Annotated in this window: 17 protein-coding genes; 7 read left to right on the top strand and 10 right to left on the bottom strand. The window is 61.8% G+C overall.

Annotation, left to right across the window (positions count from 1 at the left end; genetic code table 11):
- The first annotated feature begins 20 nt into the window (after positions 1–20).
- Positions 21–764 (top strand): carboxy-S-adenosyl-L-methionine synthase CmoA, encoded by a 744-nt coding sequence (gene cmoA, locus PverR02_RS05695; RefSeq protein ID WP_017844550.1) that lies wholly within the window; start codon positions 21–23, stop codon positions 762–764.
- Complete coding sequence (cmoB, locus tag PverR02_RS05690; protein WP_046384583.1) at positions 761–1,717, top strand: tRNA 5-methoxyuridine(34)/uridine 5-oxyacetic acid(34) synthase CmoB; 957 nt, start codon at positions 761–763, stop codon at positions 1,715–1,717. The genes cmoA and cmoB overlap by 4 nt, the downstream gene beginning before the upstream one ends.
- A 140-nt stretch (positions 1,718–1,857) precedes the next feature.
- On the opposite strand, the gene tadA is transcribed toward cmoB, so the two are convergent.
- The 10 genes from tadA to lptF all read right to left on the bottom strand — a co-directional run bounded on the left by tadA (position 1,858) and on the right by lptF (position 12,335).
- Positions 1,858–2,355 (bottom strand): tRNA adenosine(34) deaminase TadA, encoded by a 498-nt coding sequence (tadA, locus tag PverR02_RS05685; protein WP_079442918.1) that lies wholly within the window; start codon positions 2,353–2,355, stop codon positions 1,858–1,860.
- Positions 2,355–3,737, bottom strand: coding sequence for a multicopper oxidase family protein (locus PverR02_RS05680; protein ID WP_079442917.1), 1,383 nt, complete (start codon positions 3,735–3,737; stop codon positions 2,355–2,357). The genes tadA and PverR02_RS05680 overlap by 1 nt, the downstream gene beginning before the upstream one ends.
- A gap of 222 nt (positions 3,738–3,959) precedes the next feature.
- The gene (gene pdxJ, locus PverR02_RS05675) at positions 3,960–4,703 is read right to left on the bottom strand and encodes a pyridoxine 5'-phosphate synthase (protein WP_017844546.1); all 744 of its coding nucleotides are present in this window, start codon (positions 4,701–4,703) and stop codon (positions 3,960–3,962) included.
- A 52-nt stretch (positions 4,704–4,755) separates the two neighbouring features.
- On the bottom strand, positions 4,756–5,445 hold the full coding sequence (recO, locus tag PverR02_RS05670) for a DNA repair protein RecO (RefSeq protein ID WP_017844545.1): 690 nt from the start codon (positions 5,443–5,445) through the stop codon (positions 4,756–4,758).
- A 156-nt stretch (positions 5,446–5,601) separates the two neighbouring features.
- Positions 5,602–6,504: a GTPase Era gene (gene era, locus PverR02_RS05665; protein ID WP_003210432.1), complete on the bottom strand. Its 903-nt coding sequence runs from the start codon at positions 6,502–6,504 to the stop codon at positions 5,602–5,604.
- Positions 6,497–7,186, bottom strand: a complete 690-nt coding sequence (rnc, locus tag PverR02_RS05660) for a ribonuclease III (protein WP_046384585.1) — start codon at positions 7,184–7,186, stop codon at positions 6,497–6,499. The genes era and rnc overlap by 8 nt, the downstream gene beginning before the upstream one ends.
- 147 nt (positions 7,187–7,333) lie before the next feature.
- A complete protein-coding gene (lepB, locus tag PverR02_RS05655) occupies positions 7,334–8,188 on the bottom strand; it encodes a signal peptidase I (protein ID WP_046384586.1) in 855 nt (284 codons plus the stop codon).
- Between the two features lie 5 nt (positions 8,189–8,193).
- Positions 8,194–9,993, bottom strand: a complete 1,800-nt coding sequence (lepA, locus tag PverR02_RS05650; protein ID WP_017844542.1) for a translation elongation factor 4 — start codon at positions 9,991–9,993, stop codon at positions 8,194–8,196.
- A 151-nt stretch (positions 9,994–10,144) separates the two neighbouring features.
- Positions 10,145–11,224 (bottom strand): LPS export ABC transporter permease LptG, encoded by a 1,080-nt coding sequence (lptG, locus tag PverR02_RS05645; protein WP_079442916.1) that lies wholly within the window; start codon positions 11,222–11,224, stop codon positions 10,145–10,147.
- A complete protein-coding gene (gene lptF, locus PverR02_RS05640) occupies positions 11,217–12,335 on the bottom strand; it encodes an LPS export ABC transporter permease LptF (RefSeq protein WP_046384588.1) in 1,119 nt (372 codons plus the stop codon). The genes lptG and lptF overlap by 8 nt, the downstream gene beginning before the upstream one ends.
- A gap of 286 nt (positions 12,336–12,621) precedes the next feature.
- On the opposite strand from lptF, the gene PverR02_RS05635 reads away from it, so the two are divergent.
- The 5 genes from PverR02_RS05635 (at position 12,622) to rlmF (ending at position 19,205) form a co-directional block, all read left to right on the top strand.
- Positions 12,622–14,112, top strand: coding sequence for a leucyl aminopeptidase (locus PverR02_RS05635; RefSeq protein WP_017844539.1), 1,491 nt, complete (start codon positions 12,622–12,624; stop codon positions 14,110–14,112).
- A gap of 52 nt (positions 14,113–14,164) precedes the next feature.
- Complete coding sequence (locus PverR02_RS05630; RefSeq protein ID WP_017844538.1) at positions 14,165–14,593, top strand: DNA polymerase III subunit chi; 429 nt, start codon at positions 14,165–14,167, stop codon at positions 14,591–14,593.
- Positions 14,594–14,600: 7 nt separating this feature from the next.
- Positions 14,601–15,005: a hypothetical protein gene (locus PverR02_RS05625; RefSeq protein WP_046384590.1), complete on the top strand. Its 405-nt coding sequence runs from the start codon at positions 14,601–14,603 to the stop codon at positions 15,003–15,005.
- 174 nt (positions 15,006–15,179) lie between these two features.
- Positions 15,180–18,026 carry a valine--tRNA ligase gene (locus PverR02_RS05620; protein WP_079442915.1) on the top strand — a complete coding sequence of 949 codons (2,847 nt, stop codon included), beginning with the start codon at positions 15,180–15,182 and terminating at the stop codon, positions 18,024–18,026.
- Between the two features lie 156 nt (positions 18,027–18,182).
- The gene (gene rlmF / locus PverR02_RS05615) at positions 18,183–19,205 is read left to right on the top strand and encodes a 23S rRNA (adenine(1618)-N(6))-methyltransferase RlmF (RefSeq protein WP_079442914.1); all 1,023 of its coding nucleotides are present in this window, start codon (positions 18,183–18,185) and stop codon (positions 19,203–19,205) included.
- Positions 19,206–19,220 lie beyond the last annotated feature (15 nt).

The following is a 19,220-nucleotide window of genomic DNA, read 5'->3' as shown; positions in this document are numbered from 1 at the left end:
CCCTCGTCGCCGGAACAACCGTGAGCAAAGAACCCGATCGCCTATTCGCCCAGCCCCTGCCCCAGGTGCCGGACTTCGCCTTTAACGAAGACGTGGTGCGGGTGTTCCCGGACATGATCAAGCGCTCGGTGCCCGGTTATCCGACCATCGTCGAAAACCTCGGCGTGCTCGCCGCGCAGTTCGCCCAGCCCAACAGTGTGCTGTACGACCTGGGGTCCTCCCTCGGCGCGGTCACCCAGGCGTTGCGCCGCCACGTGCGTACCGACGGCTGCCACGTCATCGCGGTGGATAATTCGACGGCGATGGTCGAGCGCTGCCGCGAGTACCTCAATGGCCAGGACTCGATGTTCCAGGAGTTGCTGCCGGTCCAGGTGATCGAGGGCGATATCCTCGCGCTGCAGTTCCAGCCGGCCTCGGTGGTGGCGCTGAACTTCACCCTGCAATTCATCGCCCCCGATCAGCGCCTGGCGTTGCTCGGGCGCATCCGCCAGGCGTTGTTGCCCGGCGGTGCGCTGATCCTCTCGGAAAAGCTGCGCTTCAATGACCTTGAAGAACACGCGCTGCTCACCGACCTGCACATCGCGTTCAAACGCGCCAACGGCTACAGCGAGCTGGAAATCGCCCAGAAGCGCAGCGCCATCGAAAACGTCATGAAGCCCGACAGCCTCGAAGAACACCGCGAACGCCTGCTGGCGGCCGGGTTCTCGAAAGTCGTGCCGTGGTTCCAGTGTCTTAACTTTGCCTCGTTGATTGCCTTGCCATGATTGATCTGTCCCCCCTCGCCCGCCATCTGGTCGGCACTCCCCTGGCCGTGTGGGCCCAGGGCCTGCAAGCGCAACTCGATAGCAAGATGGAAAAGGGGCATGGCGACCTGGAGCGCTGGCAGAGCGCGCTGGATGCATTGCCGAAGATCCAGCCCAGCGAAGTCGATTTGCTCAATGGCCTGACCCTCGACAGCGATTGCGACGACGCCACGCGCGCGCAGATGCACAGCGCATTGATGGGCCTGTGCCCGTGGCGCAAGGGCCCGTTCCACTTGTTCGGCGTGCATGTGGACACCGAATGGCGTTCGGACTGGAAGTGGTCGCGGGTCGCGCCGCACCTGGACCTGAAGGGCAAGCGCATTCTCGATGTAGGCTGCGGCAATGGGTATTACATGTGGCGCATGCTCGGCGCCGGTGCCGACAGTGTGATCGGCGTGGACCCGAACTGGCTGTTCTTCTGCCAGTTCCAGGCGGTGCAACGTTACCTGTCGGCGCCGAACGCCTGGCACCTGCCGTTCCCGTTCGAGGACTTGCCGGCGAACCTGGAAGGCTTCGACACTGTGTTTTCCATGGGCGTGTTCTACCACCGTCGCTCACCGATCGAGCATTTGCTGGCGCTGAAAGACTGCCTGGTCAAAGGCGGTGAACTGGTGCTGGAAACGCTGGTGATCGAAGGCGATCAGCAACAGGTGCTGGTGCCGGAAGACCGCTACGCGCAGATGCGCAACGTATGGTTCCTGCCATCGGTGCCAGCGTTGATGCTGTGGCTGCGCCGGGCCGGGTTCAGTGAGGTGCGCTGCGTGGATGTGAGCGTGACCACGGTTGAAGAACAGCGGGGGACGGAGTGGATGAAGTATCAGTCGCTGAGTGACTTCCTCGACCCGGATGATCACAGCAAGACGATTGAAGGGCTGCCGGCGCCGATGCGGGCGGTGATCATCGCCAGGAAGTGACCCCAATCTCCCTGAAAAAATGAAGATCAAAAATGTGGGAGGGGGCTTGCCCCCGATGGCGGTGGGTCAGCTATAGATAAGCTGACTGACACACTGCTATCGGGGGCAAGCCCCCTCCCACATTTGCTCATCAGTGTTCTTTAGAGTGGCGGCTTAGCCCGGCGGGCCTTGAAGAACTCGCTCAACACCGTCCCGCATTCCTCGGCCAGTACCCCGCCTTCAAACAGCACCCGATGGTTGAGAAAGCCCTGGGTAAAAAACTGCCCCTGGCTTTGCACAATCCCCGCCTTCGGCTCCAGTGCGCCGTAGACCACCCGCGCAATGCGCGAATGCACGATCAGGCCCGCGCACATGCTGCACGGTTCCAGCGTCACATACAGCGTGCTGCCGGGCAGGCGATAGTTGCTCAGCGCCTGGGCGGCGGCGCGGATGGCGACCATTTCGGCATGGGCGCTGGGGTCGTTGCCGCTGATCGGGCAATTGAAGCCACGGCCGATGATCACACCGTCCTGCACCAGCACCGCGCCCACCGGCACTTCGCCCAACGCCGCGCCCTGTGCCGCCAGGGCCAGGGCTTCGCGCATGAAGTCCTGGTCGCGGCTGCGGTCAATGATCGCCGTGGGGCGAAACTGGCGCATCACGCTACCTCGATGGCGGCCATCAGGCCGGTTTCCATGTGGTCGATCACATGGCAGTGGAACATCCACACGCCCGGGTTATCCGCCACCAGCGCGACGCGGGCACGTTCGTTCTTGCCCAGCAGGTAGGTGTCGGTGAAGTACGGAATCACCGTGTGGCGGTTCGAAGCGATCACCTTGAAGCTCATGCCGTGCAGGTGGATCGGGTGCTGGTATTGGGTCATGTTTTTCAGTTCGAAAATGTAGCTTTTGCCCTTCTCCAGCCTGGCAATCGGGCGGTCGGCGCAGGCCTTGTCGGTGATGTCCCAGGCCTGGCCGTTGATCTGCCACAGGCTCGGCGGTTTGCCGTTGTCGACGTTGACCGACACCGAACCGACCCATTCGAAATTGAAGTTGAGTTTCTCGGCGTTGGCCAGGTCCGGCTCGCTGATCGGATTGGCGGGCAGCGCCGGCGGCCATGCGCTCGGCGCGTCGGCGTTGGCCACCGAACGGAACGTGCCCAGGCGCACCGGGCCGTTGCGGATCGACAATTCTTCGCCCGCCGGCGGGGCCTTGATCGCCAGGCAGAGGCGCATGCCCGGGCCGAGCCAGTATTCCTTGCCCAAGGGGCGCGGCTCGATGGGGTTGCCGTCCAGCGCATAGATCTGCGCGTCGGCGTCGGGAATATTGAGGCGATAGGTCAGCGTGTTGTCGAGGTTGAGCAAGCGCACACGGGTGATCTGCCCGGCCGGCAAATCGATCACCGCCTGGGCCACGCCATTGATGGTCGACAGGCGCCCGGCCGTACCGCCACGCGCCGCTTCACGGGGCACGCTGAAGGCGACAAAGGCGCCCTCTTCGTCGACGTGCCAGCTTTTCAGGCTGAGGGTGCGTTCGTGCTTGAAACCGGTGGGTTCGCGCTCTTCCACGATGAGCGGGCCGACCAGGCCACGGCCGAGTTCTTCGCTGCTGTTCACATGGGGGTGATACCAGTAGCTGCCGGCGTCGGGCACGCGGAACTTGTAGTCGAAGTATTCGCCGGGCAACACCGGCAACTGCGAGACGTAGGGCACGCCGTCCATTTCCAGCGGCAGGCGGATGCCATGCCAATGGATGGTGGTGGCGACCGGCAGGTGGTTGATGAAACGCACCCGCAGCCATTCGCCCTGGCGCACGCGCAGCTCGGTGCCGGGGGCCGACGGGCCGAACGCCCAGGCTTGGGTCTTGTGCCCCGGCACCAGTTCCACATCGAGGGGCGCGGCGATCAGTTTGTAGTCGTGTCCCGCCTCGGCCTCGGCGACTTTCCCCAGCCAGTAGCGGTAGCCGCCACCGGCACCGACGCCCACTACGGCCAGGCCGGCAAGACCACCCAGGATTTGTCGACGGGAAAAGGATCGGGACACAACAACCTCACGTATCTGCTGCGGGCCGGGGGCCTGCAAAGGGCAGATACGATACACCTGCGACGGCTAAACAGTAAGACTTCGCATTGCCGCATGCCAAAAACACCGAGGACTGATGTGGGAGGGGGCTTGCTCCCGATTGCGGTGGGTCAGCTATAGATGAGTTGACTGACACATCGCTATCGGGGGCAAGCCCCCTCCCACATTGGATCTTCATTATTTTTAGTGTTTGGCAGCGGCCAGGATCAGGGCCTTCATCTCGGCGACCGCACCTTTGAAACCGACGAACAGCGCATGCGCCACCAGCGCGTGGCCGATGTTCAGCTCGTTGATGCCCTTGATCGCCGCCACGGCTTCGACGTTGTGGTAATGCAGGCCATGGCCGGCGTTGACGATCAGGCCTTCACGCAGACCTTGGGCCACGCCGTCGATAATGCGCTGCAACTCGGCGGCGACTTCGCTCGGCGTGGTCGCATCGGCATAACGCCCGGTGTGCAATTCGATGGCCGGCGCACCGACCCGGTGCGCGGCTTCGATCTGGCGCTCGTCGGCGTCGATGAACAGCGAGACTTCGCTGCCGATCTGCGACAGACGCTCCACCGCAGCCTTGATCCGCGCTTCCTGGCCGGCCACGTCGAGGCCGCCTTCGGTGGTCAGTTCCTGACGGGTCTCCGGCACCAGGCAGATATGCGCCGGGCGGATGCGCTCGGCGAACGCCATCATTTCTTCAGTGACGCCCATTTCGAAGTTCATGCGGGTTTGCAGCACGTCCTTGAGCAGCAGCACGTCGCGCTCCTGGATGTGACGGCGGTCTTCGCGCAGGTGTACGGTGATGCCGTCGGCGCCCGCTTCTTCGGCGTCCAGCGCGGCTTTGACCGGGTCTGGGTAACGGGTGCCCCGGGCCTGGCGCAGCGTGGCGACGTGGTCGATATTGACGCCGAGAAGAATGCGATTGCTGGTGGTCACGGAAGCGCTCCTGAAAAGGGGAAAGAAACGCTGCACAGCATACACGGGGTTGTCAGGGCTTTCGAAACAACTCGCGACTGACCAGCGGCCGCCCGCCCAGATGCACGGCCAGGGCCTGGCGCATCAGGCGCTTGGCGGCGGACAAGGCGCCGGGGGCGCTCCAGTCGGCTTCGCTCATGGCCAGCAGCTCGGTGCCCTGGAACAGGCCGGGTTGCAGCAGGTAAACGCGCTCCAGGCCGGCGTCGACCTGCAGACGATACATGCCGTCGGCGGCAATGGGTTCGCCATGCAGGTCGTTACTCAGTTCGAAGCCATAGCCGAGGTCGTCGAGCAGGCGCCATTCGAACGCGCGCAACAGCGGCTCCAGCGGACGGCCTTCGGCCAGGGCCAGCAGCGTCGCGGCGTAGTGATCGAAGACCGCCGGGTGCGGGTCTTCGGCCGGCAGCAGGCGGATCAGCAATTCATTGAGATAGAGGCCACTGAACAGCGCTTCGCCATTGAGCCAGGCAGAGTTGCCGACGCTTTCCAGGCGGCCGACGTTTTTCAGCTCGCCCTTGCCACGAAACTCCACGTCCAGCGCCACGAATGGCCGCGCCAACGTGCCCGCCTTGCCCCGCGCACTGCGCAACACCGCGCGCAGGCGACCTTGGGGCGTGAGGAAGTCCACCAAGGCGCTGGTCTCGCGGTAGGCGCGGCTGTGCAGCACGTAAGCGGGCTGGCTGGGAGGCGGGGTTGAGGACATGGGTTCTCGTTGCTGGAATGCACTAGTGAAAACGACACAAACCTAATGTGGGAGGGGGCTTGCCCCCGATGGCGGTGGCTCAGTCAAAATATTTAGTGACTGACACTCTGCTATCGGGGGCAAGCCCCCTCCCACATTTTTTGCCCTGCGGTGTTCTTACAGGTCGCCGTAACCCAGGGAGCGCAATGCGCGCTCATCATCGGACCAGCCACCCTTCACCTTCACCCACAGGTTCAGCATGATCTTGGAATCAAACAGCAATTCCATGTCCTTGCGCGCTTCGGTGCCGATGCGCTTGATGCGCTCGCCCTTGTCGCCAATGATGATTTTCTTCTGGCCGTCACGTTCGACGAGGATCAGCGCATGAATATGCAGGGTTTTGCCCTGCTGCTTGAACTCTTCGATTTCGACGGTGATCTGGTACGGCAGCTCCGCGCCCATCTGGCGCATGATTTTCTCGCGTACCAGTTCGGCGGCGAGGAAACGGCTGCTGCGGTCGGTGATCTGGTCTTCCGGGAAGAAGTGCTCGTTCTCCGGCAGGTAGCCGGCGATCACGCGCTCCAGGGCTTCGAGGTTGTGCCCGTGCTGGGCCGAGATCGGCATGATCTGGGCATTCGGCAGTTGTTCCTGCAGCCAGCTCAGGTGCGGCATCAGCTCGGCTTTGTCTTCGATGCGGTCGGTCTTGTTCAGCGCGACGATCAACGGGCCGGTGACATATTGCACACGTTCGAGAACCATCTGGTCTTCGTCGGTCCACTTGGTGCGGTCGACCACGAAGATCACCACGTCGACGTCTTTCAACGCGGCCGAGGCGGTCTTGTTCATGTAGCGGTTCAGGGCTTTCTCGCCGCCTTTGTGCATGCCCGGGGTGTCGACGTAGACCGCTTGTACGGCGCCTTCGGTCTTGATGCCCAGCATGTTGTGGCGGGTGGTCTGCGGCTTGCGCGAGGTGATCGCAAGCTTCTGGCCGAGGATGTGGTTGAGCAGCGTGGACTTGCCCACGTTGGGACGGCCGACGATGGCGACATAGCCACAGCGTGTTGCGGTTGAATCAGTCATGGCCATTCTCCACGCCCAGGGCAATCAGTGCTGCAGCGGCCGCTACCTGTTCGGCAATACGACGGCTCACACCCTGACCTCGGCTTTTTTCATTCAATAAGGTGATTTCACATTCCACGAAAAAGACGCGGCAATGGGGCTCACCCTGGATATCCACCACTTCGTAGCGTGGCAGTTCGCACCCGCGGGACTGCAGGAATTCCTGCAGGCGGGTCTTGGGATCTTTGTTGGTGTCGACCAGGGTCAGGCTTTCGATCTCGGACGTCAGCCAGGCGGTGACGCGCGCCTTGGCCGCTTCCATGCCCGCATCCAGATAGATGGCGCCGATCAGCGCTTCAAGGGCGTCGGCCAGGATCGACTCGCGACGGAAACCGCCGCTTTTCAACTCACCGGAGCCCAGGCGCAGGTACTCGCCCAGGCCAAAACCACGGGCCAGCACGGCCAGGGTCTCGCCCTTCACCAGCCGCGCACGCAAGCGCGACAACTGGCCTTCACGGGCTTGCGGGAAGCGTTCGAAGAGCGCTTCACCGGCAACGAAATTGAGGATGGCGTCACCGAGGAATTCCAGGCGTTCGTTGTTACGCCCAGCAAAACTGCGGTGTGTGAGGGCAAGGACCATCAGTTCCTGGTCCTTGAAGGTGTAGCCGAGCAGGTGCTCGAGACGGCTTAGAGAAACGCTCACGGTTTACCCATATCTGTTTGGTGGCACCGGCGGCCATCGACGATTGACGCAGTGTTCAAATTCAAATCCTGATTGGTGCTGCATGAGGCCGGAAATTGTCCCAGCCCCAGAAAAGCATTCGGCGCTGTGATCACAGCGCCGTCTGTATTACTTGATCAGCCCGACCCGCGAGAAGTTCGGCAGGTGGCTGAGCTTGGGTTCCGGCCAGCTCATCCAGACCGCGAAGGCCTTGCCGACGATATTCTGGTCGGGAACCATGCCCAGCAGGTCCTTGGGAATGGTGGGGTCATCCCAATAGCGGCTGTCGTTGGAGTTGTCGCGGTTGTCGCCCATCATGAAATAGTGCCCGGCCGGCACTTTCCATTCGCCATCGGGCATCGCGCGGTAGCGGCTCATTTCCTTGCGGATTTCGTGCTCCACCGCACCGAGTTTTTCCTGATACAGCTCGGCGCTGCCCAGGGTGTTCGGCTCGGCGCCCAGCAGCTTCTCGGCCACCGACTCGCCGTTGATGAACAGCCGCTTGTCGCTGGTGTAGCGAATCACGTCACCCGGCAGGCCGACCACACGCTTGATGTAGTTGACGTTCGGATCGCTCGGGTAGCGGAACACCATCACGTCGCCGCGCTGCGGGTCACCGATCTCGATGACTTTCTTGTCGATCACCGGCAAGCGGATCCCGTAGGAAAACTTGTTCACCAGGATGAAGTCGCCCACGTCCAGGGTCGGTTTCATCGACCCCGACGGAATCTGGAACGGCTCCACCAGGAACGAACGCAGTACCAGCACGATGAACAGCACCGGAAAGAACGATTTGCCGTATTCAACCAGCAAAGGCTCTTTGTTCAGCTTCTCGATCACCACGACATCGGGCTGGCTGACGCTGCCCTGATAGGACGCGATAGCCGCCCGCCGACGCGGGGCGAAGAACACCAGATCGAGCAACGCCAGGAGTCCGCAAACGGCAACGGCGATGACCAGCAACAGCGGGAAATTTAGCGACATAGGACCTAACTATCCAACCTGAGCACCGCAAGGAAGGCTTCTTGTGGAATTTCCACGTTGCCCACTTGCTTCATGCGTTTTTTACCGGCCTTTTGCTTCTCAAGCAGCTTGCGCTTACGGCTGACGTCGCCACCGTAGCATTTGGCCAGTACGTTCTTTCTGAGTGCCTTGACGGAAGTCCGCGCAATGATCTGCCCGCCGATGGCGGCCTGGATCGCGACGTCGAACATCTGGCGCGGAATCAGTTCTTTCATCTTCTCGGTCAACTGTCGACCTTTGTAGTGCGCGTTGTCCTTGTGCACGATCAGTGCCAGGGCATCGACCTTGTCGCCGTTGATCAACACATCCAGTTTCACCAGATTAGCCGATTGGTAACGATCGAAATGGTAATCCAGCGAAGCATAGCCGCGACTGGTGGATTTGAGACGGTCGAAGAAGTCCAGGACCACTTCGTTCATCGGCAAATCGTAGGTCACTTGTACCTGGGTCCCGAGGAACAGCATGTCGTGCTGGATGCCGCGCTTCTCGATACACAGGGTAATGACGTTGCCCAGGTGCTCCTGCGGCACAAGAATATTGGCGCGCACGATCGGCTCACGCATGTCTTCGATGGAAGACAGGTCCGGGAGCTTGGACGGGTTGTCGACGTAAATCGTTTCACCGTTTTTCAGCAACAGCTCAAAAATAACGGTTGGCGCGGTAGTGATCAGGTCCAGGTCGTATTCGCGCTCAAGGCGCTCCTGGATGATCTCCATGTGCAGCATGCCGAGGAAGCCGCAACGGAAGCCGAAGCCCAGGGCGTCGGAGCTTTCCGGGGTGTACTGCAACGACGAATCGTTGAGGGTCAGCTTCTGCAGGGCTTCGCGGAAGTCTTCAAAGTCGTCGGAGCTGACCGGGAACAGGCCGGCGTAGACCTGCGGCTGGATGCGTTTGAAGCCCGGCAGCACGTCGACGTCAGGGGTGCTGCTCAAGGTCAGGGTGTCACCCACCGGCGCGCCGTGGATGTCCTTGATGCCGGCGATGATGAAGCCGACTTCACCGGCTTTCAGATCAACGGTGGCAGTATGCTTCGGGTTGAACACACCGACGCTGTCCACCAGGTGGATCTTGCCGGTGGATTTGACCAGGATCTTGTCGCCTTTCTTCACACGGCCATGGCGCACGCGCACCAGGGAGACAACCCCCAGGTAGTTGTCGAACCAGGAGTCGATGATCAACGCCTGCAGCGGATCTTCGATGTTGCCGGTAGGCGCGGGGATGGTCTTGACCAGGCGCTCGAGCACTTCGTCGACGCCCAGGCCGGTCTTGGCGCTGCACTCGACGGCGTCGGTGGCGTCAATGCCGATGATTTTTTCGATTTCTTCCTTCACGCGGTCCGGATCGGCCTGCGGCAGGTCGATCTTGTTCAGCACCGGCATGACTTCCAGGCCTTGCTCGATGGCGGTGTAGCAGTTGGCCACGGACTGGGCTTCGACGCCCTGCCCCGCGTCCACCACCAGCAGCGCGCCTTCGCAGGCCGCCAGGGAACGGCTGACTTCATAGGTGAAGTCGACGTGGCCGGGGGTGTCGATGAAGTTCAGCTGGTACTTGATACCGTCTTTGGCGGTGTAGTACAGAGTCACGCTGTGGGCCTTGATGGTGATCCCGCGCTCGCGCTCGAGGTCCATGGAGTCCAGTACCTGGGCTTCCATTTCACGCTCGGCAAGGCCGCCGCACATCTGGATGAATCGATCGGCCAGCGTCGACTTGCCATGGTCAATGTGGGCGATGATGGAGAAATTGCGGATATGACTCAAATCACTCACGGATCAACACTCAAAAAGGCTGCAGGCAGACTGCCCGCTGAAAAATAGCCGGGAATTGTACCTGATGCTCGGGCAGGACGTCATCTTTGCTGACCAGAACAAAAATGCCCCGATCTCTCGAACGGGGCATTTTTTGCTCATAAGCGCAGGCTCACCCGGCGCGGCGCAGCAGCCAGAACCCGGCCAGGGCGCAGATGGCGGTCGGCACCAGCACCGCAAACAGCGGCGAGAAGCCGAACACCAGGCTCGACGGGCCAAGCAAATCCTGGGCGATCCGGAACGCGAAGCCCACCAGAACGCCGGTGAAGACCCGCTGACCGAGGGTCACGGAGCGCAACGGGCCGAAGATGAACGAGATCGCCATCAGCACCAGCGCGGCGGTGACCACCGGCTGCAGCACCTTGACCCAGAACGCCAGCCAGTAACGGCCGTTATTCAGGCCCTGATCCTTGAGGTAGTGGATATAACTCCACAAACCGGAGATCGGCAGGGCTTCCGGGATCATGACCACGGTGCTGAGCAGTTCCGGCTTCAGGGCGATGTCCCATTGCTCGGTCGGCACACTGATCACTTCGGTGCTGGCCTTGATGCCTTGGCCCACATTGCGGAAGTAAGTGGTGGTGACATCACTCAGCGTCCATTTCTCAGCACTGTACTGCGCGCGCTTGGCGAAACTGGAGGACAACATGTGGCGTTCTTTGTCGAACGTGTAGCGCGTCACACCAATCAGCAGGCCGTCGGGCTGCACGGCGTTGATGTGGATGAATTCATCACCCTGACGGTGCCACAGGCCGTGCCTGGCGCTTTGTGCATCGCCCGAACCCTGGGCCAGGGCACGATTGGCCTGGGCAGTGGCTTCGGACGGTGGCGCCACGTACTCGCCGATCAGCACGCTGCACGCCATCAGCAACAGCATCGGTTTCATGACGGCCCAGACGATACGGCCGATGGAAACCCCGGCCGCACGCATGATCGTCAGCTCGCTGTTGCTGGCCAGGCCGCCCAGGCCGATCAGGCAGCCGATCAACCCGGCCATCGGCATCATTTCGTAGAGACGACGCGGGGCGGTCAGCGCCACGAAGCTCAATACGTCCGTCACGGTGTAGGTGTCGGTGACGTTGCCCACTTCATCAATGAAGGCGAACAACGACGCCAGCCCGAGAATGATGCCCAACACCGCCAGGATGGCGATCAGTACGCTGCTACCGATGTAGCGATCGAGCTTAGCCACGAGCCAACTCCTTCTGGCCACGACGGCTCTTCATTTTCAGACGTATAGGTTCCCAGTAGAGCAGCCCGAGGCCGATCATCAGGAAGACCCCGTGTACCCACCACAGGCCCAGGGTCGGCGACAGCTTGCCCTTTTCCAGGGAACCACGGGCGGAGATCAGGATGGTCAGGTAGGCCATGTACAGCAGGATCGCCGGCAGCAGCTTGAGGAAGCGGCCCTGGCGCGGGTTGACGCGGGACAGCGGCACGGCCATCAGCGTCACGATGAACACCAGCAACGGCAGGGAAATACGCCATTGCAGCTCGGCGATGGAGCGCAGTTCCGGGCTGCCGAAAAGCGACGACGTCGGGAGTGCATCGCGGTCGGTGACTTCTTCGCTGATATCAGGACGAGCCAGCATTACGCCATAAGTGTCGTATTTGATTGCCCGATAATCCGCCAGGCCCGGGCTGCCGTCATAGCGATAGCCATTTTCCAGGATCAGGTAACGGCTGCCGTCGGGGCGAACTTCCTGCCGGCCGCTGTCGGCCACCAGAATAGAAATGCCACGGTCTTTCTGGTTCTGCCCAAGGTTTTTCTGGGAAATGAACACGCCGCCGAGGTTGGCGCGGTCATCGGTCATGGTTTCGGTGTAGGTCACCCGCGTGCCGTCGTTGAGTGCCTGAAAGCGCCCGGGCTCGAGGGTGTCGAACTCAGTCATCGCGTCCTGTTTGTTCAGCAGCAACTGGAACTGCATGGCACCTTGCGGCGCCAGGCTCATGCTCAACCAGGCCACCAGCAGGGCAACACCGGCGGCCGGCACCATGGTCATGGCCAGCAGACGCTGCTGGCTCATGCCGGTGGCCGAAAGCACAGTCATTTCACTTTCAAGGTACAACCGGCCGTAGGCCAGAAGAATGCCGAGGAACAGGCCGAGCGGCAGAATCAGCTGCAGAAAGCCTGGCAGGCGAAAGCCCATGATCAAGAACAGCGAGCCCGGATCCAGGGCGCCAGAAGCCGCCTGGGCAAGGAACTTGACGAAACGACCACTCATGATGATGACCAGCAATACCGCGCTCACGGCACTCAGGGTCAACAGGACTTCGCGGGACAGATAACGGAAGACAATCAAACCAGACACTCCAGGGTTGTCAGGCTAAGGCGGCCAAACAAGCAAGCATAACGAGTCGGCCCGTTTAAACAGGCCGGCTAAAAAGATTGCGCATTATCCTGTGATTGACCGCGCCTGTCACGGAGCTTACTCATGCGCGTACACAAAGCCTGCGGCAAGGGTTGTCAGGCTCCGCCGCCGAGGTTCAAACTGCGGCCTTTGTCGCTGGCGGTTTACACGGCTGCCAGGCTTTAAAAGCCGGAGCACACAGACTCCAGGCTCACAGACCTTTATAAGGGACCCGAACATGGAATTGGTTGTAAAAAGCGTTAGCCCCGAAACGTTGAAAACCGCCACCCTCGTGGTCGCTGTCGGCGAAGGCCGCAAGCTCGGCGTTGCGGCCAAACAACTCGACGAACTGAGCGGCGGCGCCATCAGCGCGGTCCTCAAGCGCGGCGACCTGGCCGGCAAGGTCGGCCAGAGCCTGCTGCTGCAAAGCCTGCCGAACCTGAAGGCCGAGCGCGTATTGCTGGTGGGCGTGGGCAAGGACGCCGAACTCGGCGACCGCCCGTTCCGCAAGATCATCAGCGGCATTCTCACCACCCTCAAGGGCCTGGGCGGCAGCGACGCGACGCTGGCACTCGATGAAATCGTGGTCAAGGGCCGTGACAGCTACGGCAAGACCCGCCTGCTGGCCGAAAGCCTGCTCGACGGCGGCTACATCTTCGACCAGTTCAAGAGCCAGAAAGCCGAACCGCGTGCTTTGAAGAAAGTCACCCTGCTGACCATCAAGGCCGCCCAGGCCGAAGTCGAACGCGCCGTGAGCCACGCCCAGGCCATCGCCGCCGGCATGTCGTTCACCCGCGACCTCGGCAACCTGCCGCCGAACATCTGCCACCCGACCTACCTGGGCGAGCAGGCCAAGGCGCTGGGCAAGGAATTCAAAAGCCTGAAAGTCGAAGTGCTGGATGAGAAGAAGATCAAGGAACTGGGCATGGGCTCGTTCTATGCGGTCGGCCAGGGCAGCGACCAGCCGCCACGCCTGATCGTGATGCAATACAACGGCGGCAAGAAGGCCGAGAAGCCTTACGCCCTGGTCGGTAAAGGCATCACCTTCGACACCGGCGGCATCAGCCTCAAGCCGGGCCTGGGCATGGATGAGATGAAGTACGACATGGGCGGCGCCGCCAGCGTGTTCGGCACCCTGCGCGCGGTGCTGGAGCTCAAGCTGCCGATCAACCTGGTGTGCATCCTGGCCTGCGCCGAGAACATGCCGAGCGGCGGCGCGGCCCGTCCGGGCGATATCGTCACCACCCTGAGCGGCCAGACCGTCGAAATCCTCAACACCGACGCCGAAGGCCGCCTGGTACTGTGCGATGCGCTGACCTACGCCGAACGCTTCAAGCCACAGGCGGTGATCGACATCGCCACCTTGACCGGTGCCTGCATCGTTGCTCTCGGTTCCCACACTTCGGGTCTGCTGGGCAACAACGACGAGTTGATCGAGCAACTGCTCAGCGCCGGCAAGGCCGCCGACGACCGCGCCTGGCAACTGCCGCTGTTCGATGAGTACCAGGAACAGCTGGACAGCCCATTCGCCGACATCGCCAACATCGGCGGCCCGAAAGCCGGCACCATCACTGCAGCCTGCTTCCTGTCGCGGTTCGCCAAGAACTTCAACTGGGCGCACCTGGACATCGCCGGCACCGCCTGGACCAGCGGCGGCAAGGACAAGGGCGCTACCGGCCGTCCGGTGCCTCTGCTGACCCAGTACCTGCTGGATCGCGCCAAGGCCTGAAAACCGTGACTCCGGGGCGGCGTTACCGCCGCCTCGGGCTCCAGGAACCGCAATGACCCAAGTTGACTTCTATATACTGCCCAGCGCCGATCCGCTCGCGCGCCTGGACTTTGCCTGCAAACTCACCGAAAAAGCCTGGCGCATGGGCCACCGCATCTACCTGCATTGCAGCGATGCCGCCCAACGCGACGAGCTCGACGCACGCCTGTGGCGCTTCAAGGGCGAAAGTTTCGTGCCCCACGGCCCCGCAGAAGCTGAACCCGACGGCCAGGTGGTCCTGGGCGTGGGCGACAGCTGCGGCGATCACCATGACCTGCTGGTCAACCTCGACCTGAAAGTCCCGGCCTTTGCCAAGGCGTTCGCCCGTGTGGCGGAAGTGGTGGTGGAAGATCCGGCTATTCGTCAGGCCGCGCGGGAGAGTTTCCGTTTCTATCGCGAACAGGGCTATCCTTTGCAGGATCACCGGCTACAACGACTTTGAGTGCATGATGGACACCCCGAACACGCTAAAAAAAGACGACCACCTGTTGGACGACCTGGAGTCGATCCGTCAGTTGCTGGGTGATGACAACCTTCAACCGCCGTTATTGACAGAAACCGTCAATGGCGACGTGCAGATCCCCTTGTTGTTCGACATGGTCGGCGCCAAGCCGGTTGAACCGCTCGAACCGCAACCTGCGCCGGCCCCACCGGTTGTCGAAGCGGCACCCGCTACCGCGCCTGCCGAAAAAACCCCGGATGCCTTGCTGCTGCACCTGGACAACGAACTGCGCGCCGCCGCGCAACTGATCATGCAAGACGTGATCGACGACTTCGCCCCGCATATCGAAACCGAGATCAAGCGCCGGATGGATGCGCGGATGGAACGGTTGCTCAGCCAATACCAGAATTAGCGCCCCTGTAGGAGCGAGCTTGCTCGCGAAAAACGTCAATGATGGCGCGGACATCCTGAATGAACGCGCGGCCCTTCAGGTTTTCGCGAGCAAGCTCGCTCCTACCCCTCGCCCCTATCCCCCGTTATACTTGCCGGCTTTCCTGAATTAATGCCAACTAGGGTCCCGCCGCGCATGGATAAGACCTACCAGCCGCACGCTATTGAAACTTCCTGGTACCAGACCTGGGAGTCCGAGAATTATTTCGCTCCGCAAGGTGCGGGCGATTCCTACACCATCATGATTCCGCCACCGAACGTCACTGGCAGCCTGCACATGGGCCATGGCTTCAACAATGCGATCATGGATGCGTTGATCCGTTTCCGCCGCATGCAGGGCCGCAACACCCTGTGGCAACCGGGCACCGACCACGCCGGTATCGCCACGCAAATGCTGGTGGAGCGCCAACTCGAAGCCACCGGCCAGAGCCGTCACGACCTGGGCCGCGAGAAATTCCTGGAGAAAGTCTGGGAATGGAAGGACCAGTCCGGCGGCAACATCAGCCGTCAGATCCGTCGCCTGGGTTCGTCCGTCGACTGGAGCCGCGAGCGCTTCACCATGGACGACGGCCTGTCGGAAGCCGTGAAAGAAGCCTTCGTGCGCCTGCATGAAGACGGCCTGATCTACCGCGGCAAGCGCCTGGTCAACTGGGACACCAAGCTGCACACGGCGATTTCCGACCTCGAAGTGGAAAACCACGACGAGAAAGGCTTCCTGTGGAACCTCAAGTACCCGCTGGCCGACGGCGCCAAGACCGCTGAAGGCCACGACTATCTGATCGTCGCCACCACCCGTCCGGAAACCATGCTCGGCGATGCCGCCGTGGCCGTGAACCCGAACGATGAGCGCTATCAGGCCCTGATCGGCAAGTTCGTCGAGCTGCCGCTTGTCGGCCGCCGCATCCCGATCATCGCCGACGACTACTGCGACCCCGAATTCGGCACCGGCTGCGTGAAAATCACCCCGGCCCACGACTTCAACGACTACGAAGTCGGCAAGCGCCACAACCTGCCGCTGCTGAACATCTTCGACAAGAATGCCGCCGTACTGCCGGCCTGCCAGGTCTTCAATCTGGACGGCACGCTGAACGCGAGCATCGACGGCAAGATCCCGGCCGAATACGTCGGCCTCGACCGTTTCGAAGCGCGCAAGCAGATCGTTGCCGCCTTCGACGCCGCCGGCCTGCTGGTCAGCGTCGACGACCACAACCTGAAAGTGCCGAAGGGCGACCGCTCCGGCACCATCATCGAACCGTGGCTGACCGACCAGTGGTACGTGTCTACCAAGCCGCTGGCTGAGCCTGCGATTGCAGCCGTGGAAGATGGCCGCATCCAGTTCGTGCCTAAACAGTATGAAAACATGTACTTCTCGTGGATGCGCGACATCCAGGACTGGTGCATCAGCCGTCAGCTGTGGTGGGGCCACCGCATTCCGGCCTGGTACGACGAGTCGGGCAAGGTCTATGTCGGCCGCGACGAAGCCGAAGTGCGCGCCAAGCACAATCTCGGCCCGGACGTGGCGCTGCAGCAGGACAACGACGTACTGGACACCTGGTTCAGCGCGGGCCTGTGGACCTTCTCCACCCTGGGCTGGCCGCAGCAGACCGAGTTCCTGAAGAAATTCCACTCCACCGACGTGCTGGTCACCGGCTTCGACATCATTTTCTTCTGGGTTGCCCGGATGATCATGCTGACCATGCACCTGGTGAAGAACGAAGACGGCACGCCGCAAGTACCGTTCAAGACCGTGTATGTCCACGGCCTGGTGCGCGATGGCCAGGGCCAGAAGATGTCCAAGTCCAAGGGCAACGTTCTGGACCCCCTGGACATCATCGACGGTATCGACCTGGAAACCCTGGTGCAGAAACGCACCTCGGGCATGATGCAGCCGAAACTGGCGAAGAAGATCGAGAAGCAGACCCGCGACGAGTTCGCCGACGGCATCGCCAGCTACGGCACCGACGCCCTGCGCTTCACCTTCTGCTCGCTGGCGTCCACCGGTCGCGACATCAAGTTCGACATGGGCCGCGTCGAAGGCTATCGCAACTTCTGCAACAAGATCTGGAACGCGGCGCGCTACGTGCTGGATAAAGGCGAAGACTGCGGGCAGAACGGCGAAGAAGTCGAACTGACCCTGGCCGACCGCTGGATCATCTCGCAACTGCAGCGTACCGAAGCCGAAGTGACCCGCCAACTCGACCAGTTCCGTTTCGACCTGGCCGCGCAGGTCTTGTACGAGTTCATCTGGAACCAGTATTGCGACTGGTACCTGGAACTGTCCAAACCAGTGCTGTGGGACGAAAATGCGCCGGTCGAACGTCAGCGCGGCACCCGTCGCACCCTGGTGCGCGTACTCGAAGTGGCGCTGCGCCTGGCGCACCCGTTCATGCCGTTCATCACCGAAGAAATCTGGCAGCGCCTCGCGCCGCTGGCCGGTATCCAAGGCAAGACCATCATGCTGCAACCTTGGCCGGTGGCCAACGAAGCCCGCATCGATGAGGCTGCCGAAAGCGATATCGAATGGCTCAAGACCCTGATGCTCGGCACGCGCAACATCCGCGCCGAGATGAACATCGGCCCGGGCAAGCCACTGGCGGTGTTCGTGAAGAACGCCAGCGCCGAAGACCAGCGTCGTCTCAGCGAGAACGATGCGCTGCTCAAGAAGCTGGCCAAGCTCGAATCGATCACCGTATTGGCGGATGACGCCGAAGCGCCACTGTCGGCGACCGCACTGGTCGGCGACATGGAAGTGCTGGTGCCGATGGCCGGCCTGATCGACAAAGGCGCGGAACTGGCCCGTCTCGACAAGGAAATTGCACGCCTGCAAGGCGAAGTGCAGCGGGTCGGCGGCAAGCTGTCCAACGCGGCATTCGTCGACAAGGCACCGGCTGAAGTGATCGACAAAGAACGCGCCAAACTGGCCGAGGCCGAACAGGCCCTGGGCAAGCTGGCGGAGCAACATGCGCGGATTTCCAGCCTGTAAGGGCTAGCCGTGTGAAAAAAGAGACCTGCGGGTCTCTTTTTTTTCCTTTGCAAACCCGATCAATGTGGGAGGGGGCTTGCTCCCTCCCACATTTGATCGAGTTGACCTCAGGATGTGTGACAATGCCCACCACTTTGAGCCAACACCAGAATCATCATGACCGCCCCCAGCACACCGAAACCTCCGCGCAAGAAGCCCAAGACCGCCACCACGGCCAAACCCGTCGTGCCGCGCAAAGAGGCCAGCCTGCACCCGCGCAACCGCCACCAGGGCCGTTACGACTTCCCGGCGCTGATCAAGACCACGCCGGAACTGGCGCAATTCGTGATCATCAACCCCTACGGCAAGGAAAGCATCGACTTCGCCAGCCCGGACGCCGTGCGCGTATTCAACCGGGCGCTGTTGAAGTCCTTCTATGGCGTGCAGCATTGGGACATCCCGGCGGATTACCTGTGCCCGCCGGTGCCGGGGCGTGCCGACTACGTCCACTTCCTCGCCGACCTGCTGGCCAGCGTCAATGACGGCGAAATCCCCCGCGGCGCGCCGGTCAAGGTGCTGGACATCGGCATGGGCGCCAACTGCGTCTACCCGCTGATCGGCTACAGCGAATACCGCTGGCACTTCCTCGGCTCAGAAGTCGACCCTACTGCCGTCGCCGCCGCCAAGGCCATCGTGCAGTCCAACGGCCTGAACAAGGCGATCCAGCTACGCCAGCAAAGCAACCCCAAACAGATCCTGCTGGGCCTGCTGGAACCGGGCGAGCGCTTTGACCTGACCATGTGCAACCCGCCGTTCCACGCGTCCATGGACGAGGCCACCAAAGGCAGCGAACGCAAATGGCGCGCCCTGGGCAAGGCTGACCCAAAACGCAAGTTGCCGGTGCTGAACTTCGGCGGCCAATCGGCCGAACTGTGGTGTGAAGGCGGTGAAGCGCGCTTCGTGACGCAATTGATCGCCGAGAGCGCGCACTTTGCCCACAAGGTGTTGTGGTTCAGCACCCTGGTGTCGAAAGCCTCGAACCTGCCCGCGATCGAGACCGCGCTGAGAAAAGCCGGCGTGCTGCAAAGCCAGGTGGTGGAAATGTCCCAGGGCCAGAAACAGAGCCGCTTTGTCGCCTGGACCTTCCAGACCCCATCCGAGCAGCAGGTATGGCGCCAGCGCTGGGCGCGCAAAGACTGAGCCTAAATCCCAGGC

The sequence above is a fragment of the Pseudomonas veronii genome (genome assembly GCF_002028325.1).
Taxonomy (GTDB): domain Bacteria; phylum Pseudomonadota; class Gammaproteobacteria; order Pseudomonadales; family Pseudomonadaceae; genus Aquipseudomonas; species Aquipseudomonas veronii.
This window is presented reverse-complemented; position numbering and strand designations above follow the sequence as displayed.